Here is a 16,976-nt window from a genome sequence, read left to right on the forward strand (position 1 = left end):
TTGCCCATGACTGATCGTTTCTGCGCGGCTCTGTTCTCTCGCGTTGCATCGGTGATCGATTGTGACTGTCTGTGAAGGAGGCGCGCGGATGGGGCGCTGACCCGAGTGGGGCAGCTCAACAGGACGTAACGCCTGAATCGCCACAGGGTGGTCGGGAGGGTGCTGAAGATCCCAGGCGTCCGCACCCCGCACCCGGAGGTAGATGTGCCGCGTCAGCACGGACCCGGAGGAGTGGTGAGACCGAGTCCGCGCGCCGTGACGGCCGGGCTGATTTCCCTCCTGGCGGTCGCCGCCACATCGCTCGTCGCGGGACCCGCCGTGGCCGCAACCGGTGCGGCCGACGCCTGTGCGCTGCCCCGGACCCAGGCCCACCACTCGCTGGGCCTGGACGAGTGGAACAACGCCTACCCGCGCCCCGACCATCCGCTCGACGCGGTCATGGTCTTCCTCTCGTTCCCCGACGCCCGGCCCGTCACCACCCCCGCCGAGCTCACCTCCGACTACTTCCCCGCCACCACCAGGTTCTTCCAGCGCGCCTCGTACGGGAAGTTCACCCTGCGCCCGCACCCAGAGAAGCAGTGGATCCAGATGCCCAGGCCGTCGGTCTGGTACGGCATAAAGCGTGACTGGTCCAACGACCGGCGCAACGCCTACCTGCACGACGCGATCGACGCGGCCGACCCCGAGGTGGACTTCTCGAAGTACGACATCGTCTATCTCGTCGCCGACCCGGACGCCCCTGGCGTCGACTCGGACGCCACCAAGGTCGTCAACTTCGACCGGCCGCTGCACGCCGACGGTACGGACATCAGGCGCGTCGTCACCGTCTTCGAACAGCACCCGCCGGACCACAACGTGCTGGCCCACGAGACCGGACACGTCTTCGACCTGCCCGACCTCTACCACCGGCCCTCGGACGGCAAGGGCGACTGGGACACCTACGTGGGCGACTGGGACGTGATGGGCAGCCAGTTCGGACTCGCGCCCGATCTCTTCGGCTGGCACAAGTGGAAGCTGGGCTGGCTGGACGACCGGCAGGTGACCTGCATCCAGAGCGACCGGGTCGTCACCCTGGAGTCGATGGCGGCCGTGCCCGCGCCCGGCGCGTCCATCGGGACCCGGCTCGCGGTGATCAGAACGGGCGAGGGCAGCGCCGTGGCGATCGAGGCCCGCAGCGCCACCGGCAACGACCGCTCGACCTGCGGCGAGGGAGTGCTGCTCTACCGGATCCGTAACGAGACCCCGTCGGGCGGCGGGCCGGTCGATGTCATCGACACCCACCCCGACACCGACGCCTGCTGGGACCGGTCGGTCTATCCGCCGCTCGCGGACGCCCCGCTGCGGGTCGGCGAGACGTTCTCCGTCCCCGGCGGACACACCACGATCGAGGTCGCCGACCGGACCCCCTCGGGCGCCTGGACGGTCCGGATCACCACCGGGACGTAGCGGCGGCGGGCCGGCCACGACGAAGAAGCCCCCTCGCTCTCGCGAGGGGGCTTCCTGTGTCTGTGCGCCGCCAGGGACTCGAACCCCGGACCCGCTGATTAAGAGTCAGCTGCTCTAACCAACTGAGCTAGCGGCGCCTGCTGACGTCGTAGACCTTAGCACCCTGATCGACGGGAGGAAAAATCGAAATACGAGGCCCCGACGAGGGCACCGACCGGGCCACCCGCACACATGCCCAGAGCAGTACGTCGGGCCCCGGCAGCCAGGGGCTGCGGGTGTCGGGGGCGACCACCCAACGGGGTCCGGAGGCATTCGGTTCGCAGGTCAGGGGCGGCACGGTCACCGCGTCACCGGTGCCGTGACAGAGCAGTGGGGGCACCTTCCGGCCGCTCTCGTCCTGCCCCGCCAGGTCCCCTCCGGACCGGGACGCGGCACCCGCCCCCCACTCCTCCCAGTCCAGCAACGAGGGCAGCCGCTGGGCGGTCCCGGGGGAGGCGAACAGCAGCATCCGGCCGCGGTGCGTGGCGACCGGTCCGGAGCCCGGACCGTCCGACCAGAGGTGTTCGAGCATCCGGCGTCCGAAGAGCGTGGGCACGTTCACCACGTCGAAGGACGAGCCGCACGGCAGGACCCCGGGAGCGGAGGGGTGCGACTCCCACTGGGTCAGGGCACTGCGCGGATACGCCGCGGCGCCGGCCAGCCAGGCGGCGCCGGCCGCCGTCACCTGAGCCGTCTGATTACCGGCCTGCCGGCGCAGGACGGCGAAGACGTCGGCTTCCCGGTAGGGGCCGTCGCCGTGATGCAGAGTCGTTTCGTCTGGCAGCCATGCGGTCATGCACACAGGTCTACCGGGAGTGATCGAGCGGATTCCGAGAGTTGCCGGAAACCGGGACAGCTTGGGGTGACGAGGAGTATCTTGCCCCCAGGCATATGCCAGTGGTTCTACCCACAGTCAGCACCGGCCTCAGCACCGGCCTCAGCACCGGCCTCGGCATCGGCCGGCACCAGCCGGCGCCGGACCCGGCAGCGGGGGAGCCGGTCCGCGGTCGGGAAGCCGGGACGGCGGGGCCCGGCAGGGCCCGTCAGGGCGTGGGGGCGTTCAGCAGGCTTCGGCCGAACTCGATCATCTTCGCCGCGTAGTCCTCGGTCCACTCCGCCCGCCGCGCGATATCCGCCGTCGTGAGCCGGTCGAACCGGCGCGGATCGGCCAGCTGAGCGGCCGCGACCGCCTGGAACTCGACCGCCCGGTCGGTCGCGGCGCGGAACGCCAGGGCCAGTTCGGTGGAACGCCTCAGCAGCTCCTTCGGATCGTCCATCGACTCCAGGTCGAAGAAGTGCTCGGGATCGGCGACCGCCGCCGACGGCTCGAAGAGCAGGGGCGCGGGGCGCAGCCGCTGCCGCTCGTTCCGCTCGGGTTGTGCCATGTGGTTGTTCCTCCTCAGGTGGGCCCGACGGCCACCCTCCATTGTCCAACCCGCCGCAAGGGCGCTCACGGGGGCGTGCGCCGATCCGCTCGCGGCAGCCGCGCCCCGACGCGCCCCCGCACTCAACGCCCCCATCGCACGCGGTGTTCCGCCAGGTGCGCCAGCACCCGGTGATTCGCCTCCCAGCCGTCCGGGAACTTCACCGTGACGCCCAGCTGGACCGGCTCCGTCGACGGGTGCTCGTCCAGCAGCTCGGCGACGCCCGCGCGGCAGACCACCACGCAGGCGTGGCGGTGGCGGGAGGCCAGTACGCACAGGCGGCCCGTCTCCAGGTGGAACGCGGTGGCGTCCGGCCGGCCGGAGAGCGGGTGCAGGACCACCGTCACGTCGAACTCGCGGCCCTGGAGCCGGTTCGCCGTGTCCACCGCCACGCCCGTCACCCCCAGCTCCGCGAGCGCCGCCCGCACCGCCGCGGCCTGGTCGCGGTGGGCCGTGCCGACCGCGACCCGGTCCGCCGTGACCGGAGCCGGGTCCGGGGAACGCTCACTGGTGGCCGCGCCGCCCCGGTCCAGGAGCCGGCGCACCACCGCGGCCACCGCCCGGACCGCCTCGGGGTCCGTGCGCGGGGTGTGCCGGGCCGGAAGCTCCAGCAGGCCCCAGCCGGACTCCGCGGCCTCGTCCAGCACCCGGTCGGCCGCCGAGCCGTCGGACCCGACGCCGAACGACAGCAGCCGGTCCCCGTGGTCCGTACCGCTGCGGAACGGGGTGTACGGGTAGAACGCGTCCGAGACCAGTTGCGCGGCCGAAGCGGGCAGCCGCCAGGAGACCGGCAGCCGGCGCTGCGGCAGCTCCGGATTGTGCGCCAGCAGGGTGGAGACCGCGCTCGCCGACGGGTCGTAACTCAGCCCCGCCCACTGATCCGCGCCCACGATCGAGAACGGGTCCAGCTGGCCCGGATCGCCCACGAACAGGGCCCGTTCGAAGAGTCCGGCGACGGCCAGCAGCGCGTCCGAGCGCATCTGGTACGCCTCGTCGACGATCGCGTGCCCCCACGGCTCGACGTTCTTCACATGGGCCCACTTGGCCGCCGTCGAGATGACGATGTCGAGCCCCGCCAGATCCGCCGCCTTCGCCGACTTCCGTACGTTGGCCAGCCCGTCCAGCACCTTGTCGTACGGGTCGGAGTCGCTGCTGTGCAGCCGGCCGACCGGCAGTCCGGGGTCCTTCTCGGCCAGCCGCACCACCAGGTCGTCGACCTGGGCGTTCGTCTGCGCGACGACCATCAGCGGGCGCCCGGCCGCGGCGAGTTCGAGCGCGGCTCGGACTACTAGTGTCGACTTGCCCGCACCCGGCGGGGAGTCCACCACGATGCCGCGGGCCGTGCCGTTCAGCGTGTCGTCCAGGATCTGGGCGGTGGCCCGGCCCGCCGCGGCCCCCGGGTCGAATCCGTCGGTCACAGCAGGTCCTCCGGGGTCACGGGGTCTGGGTTCTCGACAGCCGCACCGGAGCCGGGCGGACCGCCGTGGGTCCACGGGGTCTCCTCCGCGTCCGGCAGCTTCGGGCCGCCGCGCTGGTCGTGCTCGAACAGGGTCCAGGCGATCCGGTCACCGGGCTCCGGCACCGAACCGGGGGCCGGTTCCCTGCCGCGGCCCATCCGGTCGGTGATCCGCAGCACCAGCGCGGGCGCGGCGCCCTCCTCCGGCGGCCCGTATCCGGCGAACTCGGCGGTCTGCGGCTTGCCGTCCAGCGAGCGGTAGACCTTGACGCCGTCGGCCAGGTGCGGCTGCTCGTCGGTGCGGACGGTGACCAGCGGGCGCGGCGAGGGGCGCTTCGACTCGGTGTACGTCATCTCCACCCCGGTCACCTCCCCGAGGAACGCCTCGCCCGCCAGCCGGCGGCCGGCCAGCACCAGCGGATCGTCCAGCGCCTCCTGGGCCTCCAGCTGCGCCTGGGCGGTCTCCCGCGAGGCGAGCTTGCGGGCCGCCGTCACCGCGTCGTCCCGGCGCGGCTGCGGCGGCTCCCCGGACCGCACCCGGTCGCGGTGGCCGGTGAACGACCAGCGGTCGCGGGTCCAGCGGTCCTCGGTCCTGGCTCCCTCGGGCAGCTCCCGCAGCAGGTCAAGGCCCCGCCACACGGCGTCCCAGGTGGGCCGCAGCACGCCCGCCAGCAGCGCTCTGATCTCCCGCTCGGCCGAGGTCAGTTCGGCGAGCCGGGCATCGGCCGCCAGCCCGTCCTCGGCGGCGGCCAGCGAGGTGCGCGCACGGTCGTACTTCTCGATCGCGGGGGCCAGCAGCCGGTTGTCGAAGTCCGGGTCGGTGGCCGGTCCGGCGGGCGGGCACAGCAGCTGTCCCTCGCGGTCCCGGGCCAGCTCGGCGCGGAACGCGGCCTCGGCCCCGGACTCGCCGGCCGGCGGATCGACCCAGGCCAGCAGGGCGCCCAGATGCTGGTCCTCCAGGGTGGACTGGCCGGTCGCCCAGTGCCGGCCGAGCAGATCGGTGCCGGCCAGCAGCAGCGAGGAGCCCGGCACCCGGGCACGCTCGCCGTAGTGCGTGAGCCAGCGGCCCAGCAGCGGGACCCGGGCGGGCGCCGGATACGGGGTGTCGGGGTCGTCCTCGGCGGTGCGCCGGAACCGCATGGAGCGGCCGAGCAGCCGGACGAACTCGATGCCCGCCCGGCTCGGCACGATCAGCTGCGCGGCGTCCGTGCACAGCTCGGTCTCGACCTTGACCTTCTTGCCGGTCGCGGGGTCGGTCTCGCTGCGTTCGGCGGGCTCGATCACATCGGCGTACGACTCGATGTGCGGCAGGACCGCCTCGGCCAGCTCCGCGAGGAACGCGAACCGCAGATCCCGGTCGCGCGGCTGCGCCACGACCAGCAGCCGCGGCGCGTCCCGGTCGCTGCCCACGAGGGCGCCGAGCGGGGCGCCCGCCTCACCGGCGGTGGTGAGCGGCACCAGGACCAGCGGCCGGTCGGTGAGACGGCGGTGGCGGACCGTGGCCAGCGGCTGCGCGCGGCCGCTCTCCACGGCCTCCAGCCGGGCCAGCGTGGAGATCAGTGACATGCGGGACCGCCTTCCAGCGCCTCGGCGCGCAGGGCCGCCGCGCGGCGCAGCGCGGAGACCGTCGGATCCGCCGGATCGCCCTCCTTGCCCGCGGCCGCGGCCAGCACCGCGCCGACCGTGGTCAGCCCGCCGAGCTCGCCCCGCACGCTGCGCCCCAGCGCCTCCACCGCGCCCTGCGCGCGGGCCCTGCCCCGGCAGTGGAAGGCGAGTTCGCAGGCGGCCAGGCACTCCGGCGCGTAGGCCGCCGCGACCGACTCGACGGCGCTGTCCAGCTCCTCGGGGGCGCGCTCGGGGTCGAACGTGGTGCCCTCGGGCAGGGCCGCCGCGATGTCCTCGATCCGGGTGAGCCTGGTCAGCTGGCGGCGGGTGACCGCACGCTGCTTGCGCACGTCGACGACGGACGCGGCCGGCAGGTTGGAGAAGTCCTTCGGGCAGACCAGCAGCACCCGGTGGCCGACCTCCGCCCCGTCGGTGACCTCGGCGATCCGCTCCAGCGCCAGTACGTAGACCGCGGACTGGCGGGCGGCCGCGCCGACCTTCGCCGCGTCGGCGGAACCGTCGATCATGGGGAAGGACTTGATCTCGACGACGGTCCAGGTGCCGTCGGGGTGGACCACCACCGCGTCCGGCTCCAGATAGGCGGGCGAGCCCGCCACCTCCAGGGCCAGCATCGGGTGGTCCAGCAACGCCCAGCCGCCCGCCCCCGTCGCCTCCCGCAGGGCCAGCGCGGTGCGCGCGGCGCGGCCCTCGGGGCCGGCGGCCGTCAGATCGGGCACCGCGACGTCGTGCGGCGGCTCACCGGGCCCGCCGAGCCGCTCGTGGAGCAGGCGCATCAGCTCCGTACCGCCGTCGGCCTTGACCTTGGCCTCGAAGGCGTTGCCCCGCATGAAGGCGAACTGGGACTGGCCGAAAGCGGCCGGTGAACCGAGCGCGGTGGCGAGGACGGCCTTGTCGACGCCTGCCCCGTCGAGCAGGGCGCGCCGCTTGCAGCCGGGGTTCGCGGCGAGGGCGGCCAGTGCGCGGGCGTCCAGCGGACGCGGTGCGACGGCCGGGCCCCTCAGCTCAGCGAGCCGCTGCCGCAGCGTCACCGCCCGCGGCTCTTCCCGCGGAGGCGGGGACGTCGGCCGGGGCAGGTGGACCGGCCGGTGCCGCGGCATCGGTGGGATCTGCGGAGGAGGTCCGCTGGCCGGGGATTCGCTCACCCGCGGAAGTCTTGCATCCGGCACTGACATCCGGGGACTTCGTGGCCGCGCTCACCCGTACGAAGCGGGTCAGGACCGCGTCGGCGACCCGGTTGGCGAGGCGGGTCACGGGCCGGGCCACCAGGGCGCCGAGCCCCATCACGGCGGCGCCGGCGACGGCGTCGAGGAAGTAGTGGTTGGCCGTGCCCATCACCACGAAGATGGTGATCAGGGGGTACGCGATGCCGGCCGCGCGTATGAGCGGGTGCCGCGCGTGGCGCCATATGAGGATCCCGCACCACAGCGCCCAGCCGACGTGCAGACTCGGCATCGCCGCGTACTGGTTGGTCATTCCGCCCATGCCGCGCGGGGCGCTCGCCTCGGTGCCCCACCAGCCGTACGAGCTGTACTGCGCCATCGTGTCGACGAAGCCGTGCCCGGCGGCCAGCAGCCGCGGCGGGCAGGTCGGCATCAGCGTGAAGCCGATCAGGCCGAGCATGGTGGAGGTCATCAGCCAGGTGCGGGCCCTGCGGTAGGCCTCCGAGTGTCTCCGGAACATCCATATGAGGACGGCCGGGGTGACCAGGTAGTGCAGCGACGCGTACGCGAAGTCGGCGGGTATCCCTATGGAGGAGTGCGCGGTGAGCAGCCGGTTGAGGGGGTGCTCGAAGTTGAGGAGGAGCGACTGTTCCAGGTGCAGGATGCGCAGTCCGTGGTCGACGGCCGTCGACACGTCGCCGCGCACCAGCAGTCTGCCGCCCGAGTACGCCGCGTACACCAGGGCGAGCAGCGGCAGCTCGGTCCACCAGCGGGGCCGGGGTCGCGGCGCGGGCGCGGTGGTGGCATGCGGCATCCGGAAGTTCTCCATCATGTGTTCATGCGGCCGACGGCGGACGGTCAACCGTACGGTGCGGGTCGGCCGCGATTCCCCCAGGGGTGCCCTTCGGCACCCCTCAGCTGTTCGGATTTGTCTGCGATGGGTGGGACGCCGGTGCGGGCCCCCAGGTTGCCTCACGGGCGGGTGCGCGATGATGGAAATCCGGACGATCCGTTCCCAACGTTCCCCCGTAGCGTGCCGGACGGTTCCGTCCCCGTCGATGTCCAAGATCTCAGATCCAGGATCAGAGGTCTCAGTTTCAGGGAGAGCCGTCACATGGCACCGCGAATCCTGCTTGCCCGGCACGGCCAGACGGAATGGTCCGTCAACGGCAATCACACCGGCAGGACGGACATCCCGCTGCTCGACACCGGGCGCGCGGGCGCCAAGCTGCTCGGCGAGCGGCTGCACCGGGGGCCGTGGGCGGACCTGCCCGGTCTCGAGGTCCGGACCAGCCCGCTCGTACGGGCCGCCGAGACGTGCGAGCTCGCGGGGTTCGGCGCGCGGGCCGAGCGGTGGGACGCGCTGATGGAGTGGGATTACGGGGCGTACGAGGGGATGACCCCGGCCGAGATCAAGGCGATCCGCCCGGACTGGTTCATCTGGCGCGACGGGGTGCCGGAGGGGGAGACCCTGGCCGAGCTGTCGGCCCGTGCCGACGAGATCGTCGAGTGGGCCCGCTCTCGCGACCGCGACGTACTGGTCTTCGCCCACGGCCACATCCTGCGGGCGCTCGGGGCGCGCTGGCTGGGCGAGGACGTGTCGTTCGCGGCGCGCGTCCGGCTGGATCCGACGTCGCTGTCGGTGCTGGGGTGGGCGTACGGGGCGCCGGCCCTGGAGCGGTGGAACGACACGGGGCACCTGGAGCGGTAGCCCTGACGGGGTTCCCGGTCCCGGATGCGGTCCCGGATGCCCCGGTTATCGCCAGCCCGTCCGGCGTTTGAGGACGGAACCCTGTACCTGGCGGTCGGGGTAACGATTCCAGCCCGTCCGGCGATTGAGGACGGAACCCTGTACCCCGGTCCGGGGTCACCACCTTTGCCCTCAAACGCCGGGCGGGCTGGTTTTCGCGCTCCGGTCCGGGCAGAGGGTTCCGTCCTCAAACGCCGGAAGGGCTGGTTTTCGCGCCCCGGTCCGGCCGGAGGGTTCCGTCCTCAAACGCCGGACAGGCTGGGTGGGCCCGGGGTGAGTGGGATTTTGCGAACGCGCCGCGGACGGGCTGGGTGGGCCAGGGGTGAGCGGGTCCCGCACGCGCGCCCCGGGCGACCCAGGCCCAGGTCCTACGTACCCAGGCCCTACGTCTTGGTGCCGGAAGCCGTGTGGCGGTCGAGGAAGTCCGTGATGTCGACCGATCCCCGGCCCCGCGGCCGCAGGACCGCCACCGCTCCGGCCAGCATCGCCCTGATCCGGGAGGACCGGACCTGGTCCAGCAGGTCCAGCACCTGGTGGCCCGTGGCCGCCGCCTCCTCCGCGAGGCCCGCCCGTGCCAGGTCCGTGGTCAGCTCGGCCCGGTACAGCGCCAGGTTCCGGGTGAAGTGCGGATCCTGAAGCCGCGTCGCACGCCGTGCGTGCCGCGCCGCCCGCGACCAGTCGCCCAGCGCCGACCAGCACTGCGCCTCCAGCATCTCCAGCTCCGCCTCCCGGAAGAAGCTCATCCACTCCGGGTCCGCGGCGGACGGCCCCTGCCCGAACGCGGTGTGCGCCCGGCCGATCGCCCGCTCGCAGCCGGTACGGTCCCCGAGCCCCGCCCGGCCCCCCGCCTCCCGCAGCGAGAGCAGCGCCATCAGCCTGGGTGAGCCCAGCGGCCGGGCGGCCCGCTGTCCCGCCTCCGCGGCGCGCACGGACTCGCGCGAGCGCCCGGTGTCCCGGGCCAGGAACGACGCGTTGCAGAACGCGTGCGCCTCCAGCGCATGGTCCCCGGCCACCCGCGCCGTGGCCAGCGCCTCCGCGTAGTGCGAACGGGCGTCCTCGAACCGGCCCGAGTCATGGGCCAGCCAGCCCACCGAGATGGCCAGCTCACCGGCCCCGCTGTGCAGCCGGTCCGCCGTGGAGCGCCGGGCCGCGGTCCCGGAGTCGAGCAGCGCGTACGCCGCGCGCAACGGCTGGGCGGCCCGCCGGTAGAGGCCGTCACCGCCGTGCCGGTCGTCCAGCAGACGGATCTGGCGCACCGCCTTCTCGACGGCGTGCACCTCCGCCTCGCCGACCCGGCGCTGCGCGGGCAGGGACACGGAGGCGGTCATGCCACCGAGGCCCAGGCTCAGGGACGCGGCCGCCATCGTGGTGGAGCCGCTCGTCATGAATACGCGACGCAGCACGTCGCACTCCTCGTCGGTGCCGCTGCCGAGCAGCGGGGAAGTCGGGGGCGAAGGGACGTCCGCCGCGGGCCGGGCCCCCCGGCCGCGTACCGATTCACGCGGCGAGAAGCCCAGGTCCGCCAGGTCCGCCCCGGGGAACATGTGCAGGAAGACCCGCTCGTACGCGTAGTTCGGGCAGCGGATCTCGCCGGATTCCACGCGTCCGATGTACCGGGCGTCGCACGCGACCTGCTCGCCGATCTCGCGGGCTGACCTGCGTACCGCGGCAGCGAACTCCCCGGCGGAGCGCTGTCCGCGCAGCCGCCGGAAGGCGAGGTTGGGAACTGCCCGTGTCGACACCATGGCGGGCCCTCTCTGGCGCGAGCCGGGCGTTTGTCTCCGGTGTCCCGGCGGAGCAAGAACGTACCTGTTGTGACAAGGCACACACACTGCGTTTGCTGACGAATCGGGCATCTCGCCCACGATCCGCCATGAACTGCCACCCTTTGCAGCGGTGTGGGGCCGTAGCCGTTGACGCGGTCGGCGCGTTGGTCCATGTGGCGACGGAGTCCGGCTCCGCCCGGCGATGAGAGGAGAGGTCCCTTGTTGCATCTCGATCCGGCGACCGGCTCGCGGACAACCGCGACGACGGCCGCGACGGCCGCGACGGCCGGCCCCGTGGCACCCGCCGAGGGGCCCGCCGCGCCGGGCCCGCCTCCCGGCGCGGAACCCTGCGACCTGGTGACCGTCCCCGCCCGTCAGGGCCTGGAGGCGGTGGACATCCTGCGTCGCGGCGCCGACCAGGAGGCCGTCGGCCCGGTCCTCCACGACGGCCCGTGCGCCACCCTCGGCTTCCTGGTGCCGCCCGGCACCGCCGAGGCCTGGGACGTACCGGGCAGCGCCTGTACGCGGACCGACGGCCGCGGGCTGCGCATCCCCGCCGAGCCGCCCGTCTCCGGCAGCGGCTGGCTGCTGCCCCCCGGCGACGACATCTCGGTCACCGACCCCGCCGTGCTGCGGGCCGCGCTCGACCAGGCCGCCCGGATGATCGAGGCGGCCGACAACTGCCGCTGAGCCCATAATGGCCGCGGGGCGGGTGAGCGGAACCCGCCCGTCCCGGCCGGTCCCGGCCGGTCCCGGACCCGATGAGCAGTGAGCAGGTACGAGCGGTAGTGGCACGTCGAGGAGCCGCCGGCGGAGCGGGCGACCGCAAGCAGCGCGCGGACCGCAGAACCGACCGCAAGGCGGCACGCGGCGCCGAGCGCCCCGGCGGCAACGTCTCCGAGCCGGTGGACGGGGGCCTTGCCGAGCTGGTGCCCGACCGGGAGCGCAGGCACGCCTGGACGCTGACGATCGACGGTGCGCCGCAGTCCCACGTGGACCTCGACGACCCGGCGTACCTCTCCTTCGAGTACCAGCGCAGGATCGGCCACATCGCTGATCTGGCCGCGCCCGCCGGCCAGCCGCTGCACGTCGTGCACCTGGGCGGCGGGGCGTTCACGCTCGCCCGCTACATCGCCGCGACCCGCCCCCGCTCCACCCAGCAGATCGTCGAGGTGGACGCGGCCCTCGTCCAGCTGGTGCGCCGGGAACTGCCGCTGGACCCGCAGGCCAGGATCAGGGTCCGCGCCACCGACGCCCGCGCCGGGCTCGGGAAGATCCAGGACGACTGGGCCGACCTGGTCATCGCCGACGTCTTCAGCGGGGCCCGGACCCCCGCCCACCTCACCAGCACCGAGTTCCTCGCCGAGGTGCGCCGCGTCCTGAAGCCCGGCGGGACCTACGTGGCCAACCTCGCGGACGGCCCCCCGCTGGCCCATCTGCGCGGCCAGATCGCCACCGCCGCGACCGTCTTCCCCGAGCTCGCGCTCGCCGCCGACCCGACCGTGTTCCGCGGCCGCCGCTTCGGCAACGCCGTACTGCTCGCCTCGGACGTGAAGCCGAAGGTCGCGGAGCTGACCCGCCGGGTGGCGACCGATCCGCATCCGGGGCGCGTCGAACACGGGCGTGCGCTCGCGGACTTCACCGGCGGCGCGGCCGCGGTGCACGACGCCGGCGCCCGGCCCTCACCGCCGCCGCCCGCCTCGGCCTTCGACTGAGAGGCCGCCGAGGGGCCGCCGAGAAGCTGTCGGGTGACCTCCGGGCGGGCTGCCGCTCCACGTCACTTCACGATCGCGGCCTCCGGGCGGGCTGCCGTTCCACGGTCACTTCACGATCTCGACCTGCGGCGGATGGTCGTTCCAGGTGCAGAACACCGAGACCGTCGTGCCGTCGTCCTGGGCGAAGTTCACCCGGATCCAGGTCGAGTTCGTCCAGACCCGCATCGACCATCCCGGCTCCGGCGTCGCGGACACCAGCTTCGCGCTGTCCGCGCCCAGCTCGAAGACGATCCGGCCGCCGTCCGTCGAGTAGCCCTTCGCCGTGCCCGCGGGAGTGGCCGATGGGGCGGACGGGGACGAGGGCGGGGACGTGCTCGCGGGGGCGTGCGACCGCGCGGGGGAGGAGATCACGGACGGCTTCGGGGTGGCGGGGGGCGTGCTGCTGGGCGACGGGGACGGTTCCGGGCGGTGCGTCGAGGACGACAGCGTCTCCGTGCCCGCCCGGTCGCCCAGGCCGCCCCGTTCGCCCCGGGCGCTCGCGGAGATCGGCACCGCGCGCGGCGGGTCGTACGCCGTCCCCGCCATCACGGTGTGCACGCCCCACCACGACAGCGTGACCGCCGCGCCGGTGGCGAGCGACCACGCGAGCGCGTGTACGAGTCCTCGTTGCATCCGGCACATCCTGCACCACCGGCCCGCACGGTGTACCGGTACCGCCACCGGCCGGACCCGGGGATGCCGGATGGCGTACGGTGCCGCCCATGCCAAGTGTGCTCGTGGTCGAGGACGACCAGTTCGTACGTTCCGCCCTCATCCGGCACCTGACCGAGGCCTCCCACACGGTACGGAGTGTCGGCACCGCGCTCGAAGCGCTGCGCGAGGTCGCCCACTTCCGGTTCGACGTGGTCATCCTCGATCTCGGGCTGCCCGACCTCGACGGGTCGGAGGCGCTGAAGATGCTGCGCGGCATCACCGACGTGCCCGTCATCATCGCGACCGCCCGCGACGACGAGAGCGAGATCGTCCGGCTGCTCAACGACGGCGCGGACGACTACCTGACCAAGCCGTTCTCCGTGGAGCACCTCTCCGCGCGGATGGCCGCCGTACTGCGCCGCTCGCGGGCCGCGGAGGGCCGGGCGGCCTCCCCGCGCGTCATCCGGGTCGGCGGGCTCTCCATAGACCCGCTGCGGCGCCGGGCCGAACTCGACGGTGCGGACCTCGACCTCACCCGGCGGGAGTTCGACCTGCTGACCTTCCTCGCCGGCCGGCCCGGCGTCGTCGTCGCGCGCAAGGAACTCCTCGCCGAGGTCTGGCAGCAGTCGTACGGGGACGACCAGACCATCGACGTCCATCTCTCCTGGCTCCGGCGGAAACTGGGCGAGACGGCCGCCCGGCCCCGCTATCTGCACACCCTGCGCGGCGTCGGCGTGAAGCTGCAGCCGCCCGCCGGGCCCCCGGAGCCGCCCGCATGAGATGGGCGCTGGTCAAGGTCTGCCTGGCCGTCACCGTGATGGTCGTGGTCGCCTTCGCCGTACCCCTCGGCCTCGTCGTCAAGGAGATGGCCCGCGACCGCGCCTTCTCCGACGCCGAACGGCAGGCCGCGATGATCGGCCCCACCCTCTCCATCACCACCGACCGCGCCGAACTCGAAACGGCCGTGCTCACCACCGAACCCGGCGCCGCCGGCCGGATGGCCGTCCACCTACCCGCGGCAGGCGAGGCCGGCAGCCGGGCGGTGGAGATCGGCAGCCGGCGCGCCACCCGTGAGGACCTGGAGACCGTACGGGAGTCGGGGCGCGCCTCCATCACCGAGGTGCCCGGCGGCTCCGCGCTGCTCCAGCCCACCGCGCTCGGCTCCGGGGGCATCGCCGTCGTCGAGGTGTTCGTGCCCGAGGACGAGGTCTCCAACGGCGTCGCCACCGCCTGGCTGATGCTGGCGGGCGTGGGCATCGCGCTGATCGTCGGCTCGGTCGCCGTGGCCGACCGGCTCGGCGTACGCATGGTGGAGCCCGCCCGGCGGCTCGCGGGGGCCGCGCAGGACCTGGGGGAGGGGCGGCTCGGGACCCGGGTTCCGGAGGAGGGGCCGACCGAACTGCACTCCGCCGCCGTCGCGTTCAACTCCATGGCCGACCAGGTCGTCCAACTCCTCGCCAACGAACGGGAGCTGGCCGCCGACCTCTCGCACCGGCTGCGCACCCCGCTCACCGTCCTGCGGCTCAACGCCGCCTCGCTCGGCGAGGGCCCGGCGGCCGAGCAGACCCGGGCGGCCGTCGAGCAGTTGGAGCGCGAGGTCGACACGATCATCAGGACCGCCAGGGAGCAGCGCCCGCAGACCCAGGGGCAGGGCGGCGGCGGGCCGGGAGCCGGCTGCGACGCCTCCGAGGTCATCCGGGAACGCATGGACTTCTGGTCGGCGCTGGCCGAGGACGAGGGCCGCGAGGTGCGCCTCGCGGGAGTGGACCGTACGGTACGCATTCCGGTGGCCCGCCCCGAACTGGCCGCGGCACTCGACGCGTTGCTGGGCAACGTCTTCCGGCACACCCCCGAGGGCACCGCCTTCGCCGTGGACGTGCACCACAGCGGCGACGCGGTGATCGTGCTGGTCTCGGACGCCGGCGGCGGCATCGCGGACCCCAGGGCCGCCCTGGCGCGCGGCGGCAGCGGCCGCGGCGGTACGAAGGACGCGGTGGGCTCGACCGGGCTGGGCCTCGACATCGTCCGCCGGGTCGCGGAGTCCACCGGCGGCGATGTGCGGATCGGGCGCTCGGTGCTCGGCGGCACGGAGGTGCGCGTCTGGATCGCGCTCGACGGGCAGCGGCCGAAGGGGCGCGGGCACCGGGTCGGGCGGCAGCGGCGCGCGGTGACCCGGCGGAACGCGGGGCCCCGGTTCCGCTCCGGAGCGGGCCCGAACCTTTAGAGCGGCCGATGCGCTCCTTAAGCCCACCCTAAGAACATCAACGCGGGCCCGAATTGCGGCATGTGCCGGATTCGGTGTCGCTAGCGTGCTCTCGCATCCCCCACTTCCGTATGACGAGGCAGGAACGCGATGGGCACCAGCACGCACCGGCGCACGGCGAGCACCAGGGCCAAGGCGATCGGCGCGGTCGTCGCCGCGGCCGTGATCGGCACAGCGGTCTTCGCCCTCACCGGCACGGCCCAGGCGTCATCGGTCGGCGCCGCCTACACCAGGACCAGCGGCTGGACGGGCGGTTACACCGGGCAGTACGTCGTCACCAACGACACCGACAAGGCGAAGTCCGGCTGGACCCTGGAGTTCGACCTGCCCGCGGGCACGAAGCTGAGCTCGCTGTGGAACGGCGAGCACACCGTCAGCGGCAGCCACGTCACGGTCACGCCGGCGAGCTGGGACAAGGAGCTGGCCCCCGGCAAGTCCGTCACCATCGGCTTCGTCACCAGCTCGGACGACAAGGCGGCCGACCCCACCGGCTGCCTCATCGACGACGCCACCTGCTCCGTCGACACCGGGGCCACCCCGGAGCCCAGCGGCCGCCCCACCGGGACCGCGACCCCCGCCCCCACCGGCTCGGCCACCCCCACGGCCCCGCCGACCGGGACACCGGCCCCCACGCCGACCCCCACCAGCACCGACGCGGGCGGCAGCGGCGGCACCGCGAGCGGGGCGGGCTTCGCCCCGTACGTCGACACCTCGCTCTACCCTGCCTTCGACCTGACCGGCACCGCCACCAAGACCGGCGTCAAGCAGTTCAACCTCGCCTTCATCACCTCCGGCGGCAGCTGCGCCCCGCTCTGGGGCGGTGTCACCGGCCTCGGGGACGACCAGGTCGCCTCCCAGATCGACGGCCTGCGCGCGGCGGGCGGCGACGTCCGGGTCTCCTTCGGCGGCGCGTCCGGCTCCGAGCTGGCGCTGAACTGCACCTCGGCCGCCGACCTGGCCACGGCCTACGGCAAGGTCGTGGACACGTACAAGCTGACCAAGGTCGACTTCGACATCGAGGGCGGCGCGCTGCCCGACACCGCGGCCAACTCCCGCCGCTCGCAGGCCATCGCCCAGCTCCAGAAGTCCCACCCCGGCCTGGACGTCTCCTTCACCCTGCCGGCGATGCCCGAGGGCCTGACCCAGCCCGGTGTGGACCTGGTCGCCGACGCGAAGAAGAACGGCGTGGACGTCGGGGCGGTCAACATCATGGCGATGGACTACGGCGCCTCGTACAGCGGCGACATGGGCACGTACGCGATCCAGGCGGCCACCGCCACCCAGGCCCAGGTCAAGGGCGTGCTCGGGCTCTCCGACGCGGATGCCTGGAAGGCCGTCGCGGTCACCCCGATGATCGGCGTCAACGACGTCAGCACCGAGATCTTCAAGGTCGAGGACGCCACGCAACTGGTCGAGTTCGCCCAGGACAAGGGCCTCGGCTGGCTCGCGATGTGGTCGGGCACCCGGGACAAGGAGTGCGAGGGCGGCGCGAAGCCGTCCGCCGACGCCTCGTGCAGCTCGATCGCGCAGGAGCCGCTCGCCTTCACGAAGGCGTTCGGAGCCTACAAGTAGCCACCACCCCCCGCGCATCCCGGCCGGTCCCCACTCCCCCCACATCCGGCCGGGGTGCGCCCCCAT

General features: G+C 73.5%; 15 protein-coding genes and 1 tRNA gene. 7 read left to right on the forward strand and 9 right to left on the reverse strand.

From position 1 onward, the window contains the following. The first annotated feature begins 204 nt into the window (after positions 1-204). Positions 205-1,446, forward strand: a complete 1,242-nt coding sequence (locus tag ACZ6S6_RS12340; RefSeq protein ID WP_469705610.1) for a M6 family metalloprotease domain-containing protein — start codon at positions 205-207, stop codon at positions 1,444-1,446. 63 nt (positions 1,447-1,509) lie between these two features. Here ACZ6S6_RS12340 and ACZ6S6_RS12345 read toward each other — a convergent pair. The 7 genes from ACZ6S6_RS12345 to ACZ6S6_RS12375 form a co-directional block, all read right to left on the reverse strand. After that, positions 1,510-1,583: transfer RNA gene (locus ACZ6S6_RS12345), tRNA-Lys, on the reverse strand. Beyond that, entirely contained in the window at positions 1,574-2,281 is a 708-nt protein-coding gene (locus tag ACZ6S6_RS12350; protein WP_362957687.1) for a bifunctional DNA primase/polymerase, read from the reverse strand. Before ACZ6S6_RS12350 ends, ACZ6S6_RS12345 begins: the two co-directional genes overlap by 10 nt. A 247-nt stretch (positions 2,282-2,528) precedes the next feature. Beyond that, positions 2,529-2,870 (reverse strand): hypothetical protein, encoded by a 342-nt coding sequence (locus ACZ6S6_RS12355; RefSeq protein WP_469705330.1) that lies wholly within the window; start codon positions 2,868-2,870, stop codon positions 2,529-2,531. Between the two features lie 122 nt (positions 2,871-2,992). Next, positions 2,993-4,327: an AAA domain-containing protein gene (locus ACZ6S6_RS12360; RefSeq protein ID WP_469705332.1), complete on the reverse strand. Its 1,335-nt coding sequence runs from the start codon at positions 4,325-4,327 to the stop codon at positions 2,993-2,995. Next, positions 4,324-5,931, reverse strand: coding sequence for a hypothetical protein (locus ACZ6S6_RS12365; protein WP_469705334.1), 1,608 nt, complete (start codon positions 5,929-5,931; stop codon positions 4,324-4,326). Before ACZ6S6_RS12365 ends, ACZ6S6_RS12360 begins: the two co-directional genes overlap by 4 nt. Beyond that, on the reverse strand, positions 5,922-7,088 hold the full coding sequence (locus tag ACZ6S6_RS12370) for a hypothetical protein (protein ID WP_469705336.1): 1,167 nt from the start codon (positions 7,086-7,088) through the stop codon (positions 5,922-5,924). Before ACZ6S6_RS12370 ends, ACZ6S6_RS12365 begins: the two co-directional genes overlap by 10 nt. Further along, the gene (locus tag ACZ6S6_RS12375; protein WP_469705612.1) at positions 6,994-7,965 is read right to left on the reverse strand and encodes a phosphatase PAP2 family protein; all 972 of its coding nucleotides are present in this window, start codon (positions 7,963-7,965) and stop codon (positions 6,994-6,996) included. The genes ACZ6S6_RS12370 and ACZ6S6_RS12375 overlap by 95 nt, the downstream gene beginning before the upstream one ends. Before the next feature lie 300 nt (positions 7,966-8,265). Here ACZ6S6_RS12375 and ACZ6S6_RS12380 point away from each other — a divergent pair, with 300 nt between their 5' ends. Continuing rightward, a complete protein-coding gene (locus ACZ6S6_RS12380; RefSeq protein ID WP_469705338.1) occupies positions 8,266-8,862 on the forward strand; it encodes a histidine phosphatase family protein in 597 nt (198 codons plus the stop codon). A 422-nt stretch (positions 8,863-9,284) separates the two neighbouring features. On the opposite strand, the gene ACZ6S6_RS12385 is transcribed toward ACZ6S6_RS12380, so the two are convergent. Further along, positions 9,285-10,646: a tetratricopeptide repeat protein gene (locus ACZ6S6_RS12385; RefSeq protein WP_469705340.1), complete on the reverse strand. Its 1,362-nt coding sequence runs from the start codon at positions 10,644-10,646 to the stop codon at positions 9,285-9,287. Between the two features lie 243 nt (positions 10,647-10,889). Here ACZ6S6_RS12385 and ACZ6S6_RS12390 point away from each other — a divergent pair, with 243 nt between their 5' ends. Both ACZ6S6_RS12390 and ACZ6S6_RS12395 read left to right on the forward strand, forming a co-directional pair. Further along, on the forward strand, positions 10,890-11,357 hold the full coding sequence (locus tag ACZ6S6_RS12390) for a hypothetical protein (protein ID WP_469705614.1): 468 nt from the start codon (positions 10,890-10,892) through the stop codon (positions 11,355-11,357). A gap of 98 nt (positions 11,358-11,455) precedes the next feature. Further along, positions 11,456-12,382 carry a spermidine synthase gene (locus tag ACZ6S6_RS12395; RefSeq protein ID WP_469705343.1) on the forward strand — a complete coding sequence of 309 codons (927 nt, stop codon included), beginning with the start codon at positions 11,456-11,458 and terminating at the stop codon, positions 12,380-12,382. A 105-nt stretch (positions 12,383-12,487) separates the two neighbouring features. Here the strand turns inward: ACZ6S6_RS12395 and ACZ6S6_RS12400 are convergent, their stop codons facing one another. Beyond that, positions 12,488-13,054, reverse strand: a complete 567-nt coding sequence (locus ACZ6S6_RS12400) for a hypothetical protein (RefSeq protein ID WP_469705345.1) — start codon at positions 13,052-13,054, stop codon at positions 12,488-12,490. Positions 13,055-13,143: 89 nt separating this feature from the next. On the opposite strand from ACZ6S6_RS12400, the gene ACZ6S6_RS12405 reads away from it, so the two are divergent. From ACZ6S6_RS12405 to ACZ6S6_RS12415, 3 genes are all read left to right on the forward strand, one after another. Next, entirely contained in the window at positions 13,144-13,854 is a 711-nt protein-coding gene (locus ACZ6S6_RS12405; RefSeq protein WP_362957649.1) for a response regulator transcription factor, read from the forward strand. Next, positions 13,851-15,299, forward strand: a complete 1,449-nt coding sequence (locus ACZ6S6_RS12410) for a HAMP domain-containing sensor histidine kinase (protein WP_469705348.1) — start codon at positions 13,851-13,853, stop codon at positions 15,297-15,299. Before ACZ6S6_RS12405 ends, ACZ6S6_RS12410 begins: the two co-directional genes overlap by 4 nt. 129 nt (positions 15,300-15,428) lie before the next feature. Beyond that, positions 15,429-16,910, forward strand: coding sequence for a glycoside hydrolase family 18 protein (locus ACZ6S6_RS12415; protein WP_469705350.1), 1,482 nt, complete (start codon positions 15,429-15,431; stop codon positions 16,908-16,910). Positions 16,911-16,976 lie beyond the last annotated feature (66 nt).

The sequence above is a fragment of the Streptomyces sp. NPDC048671 genome (assembly GCF_055587045.1).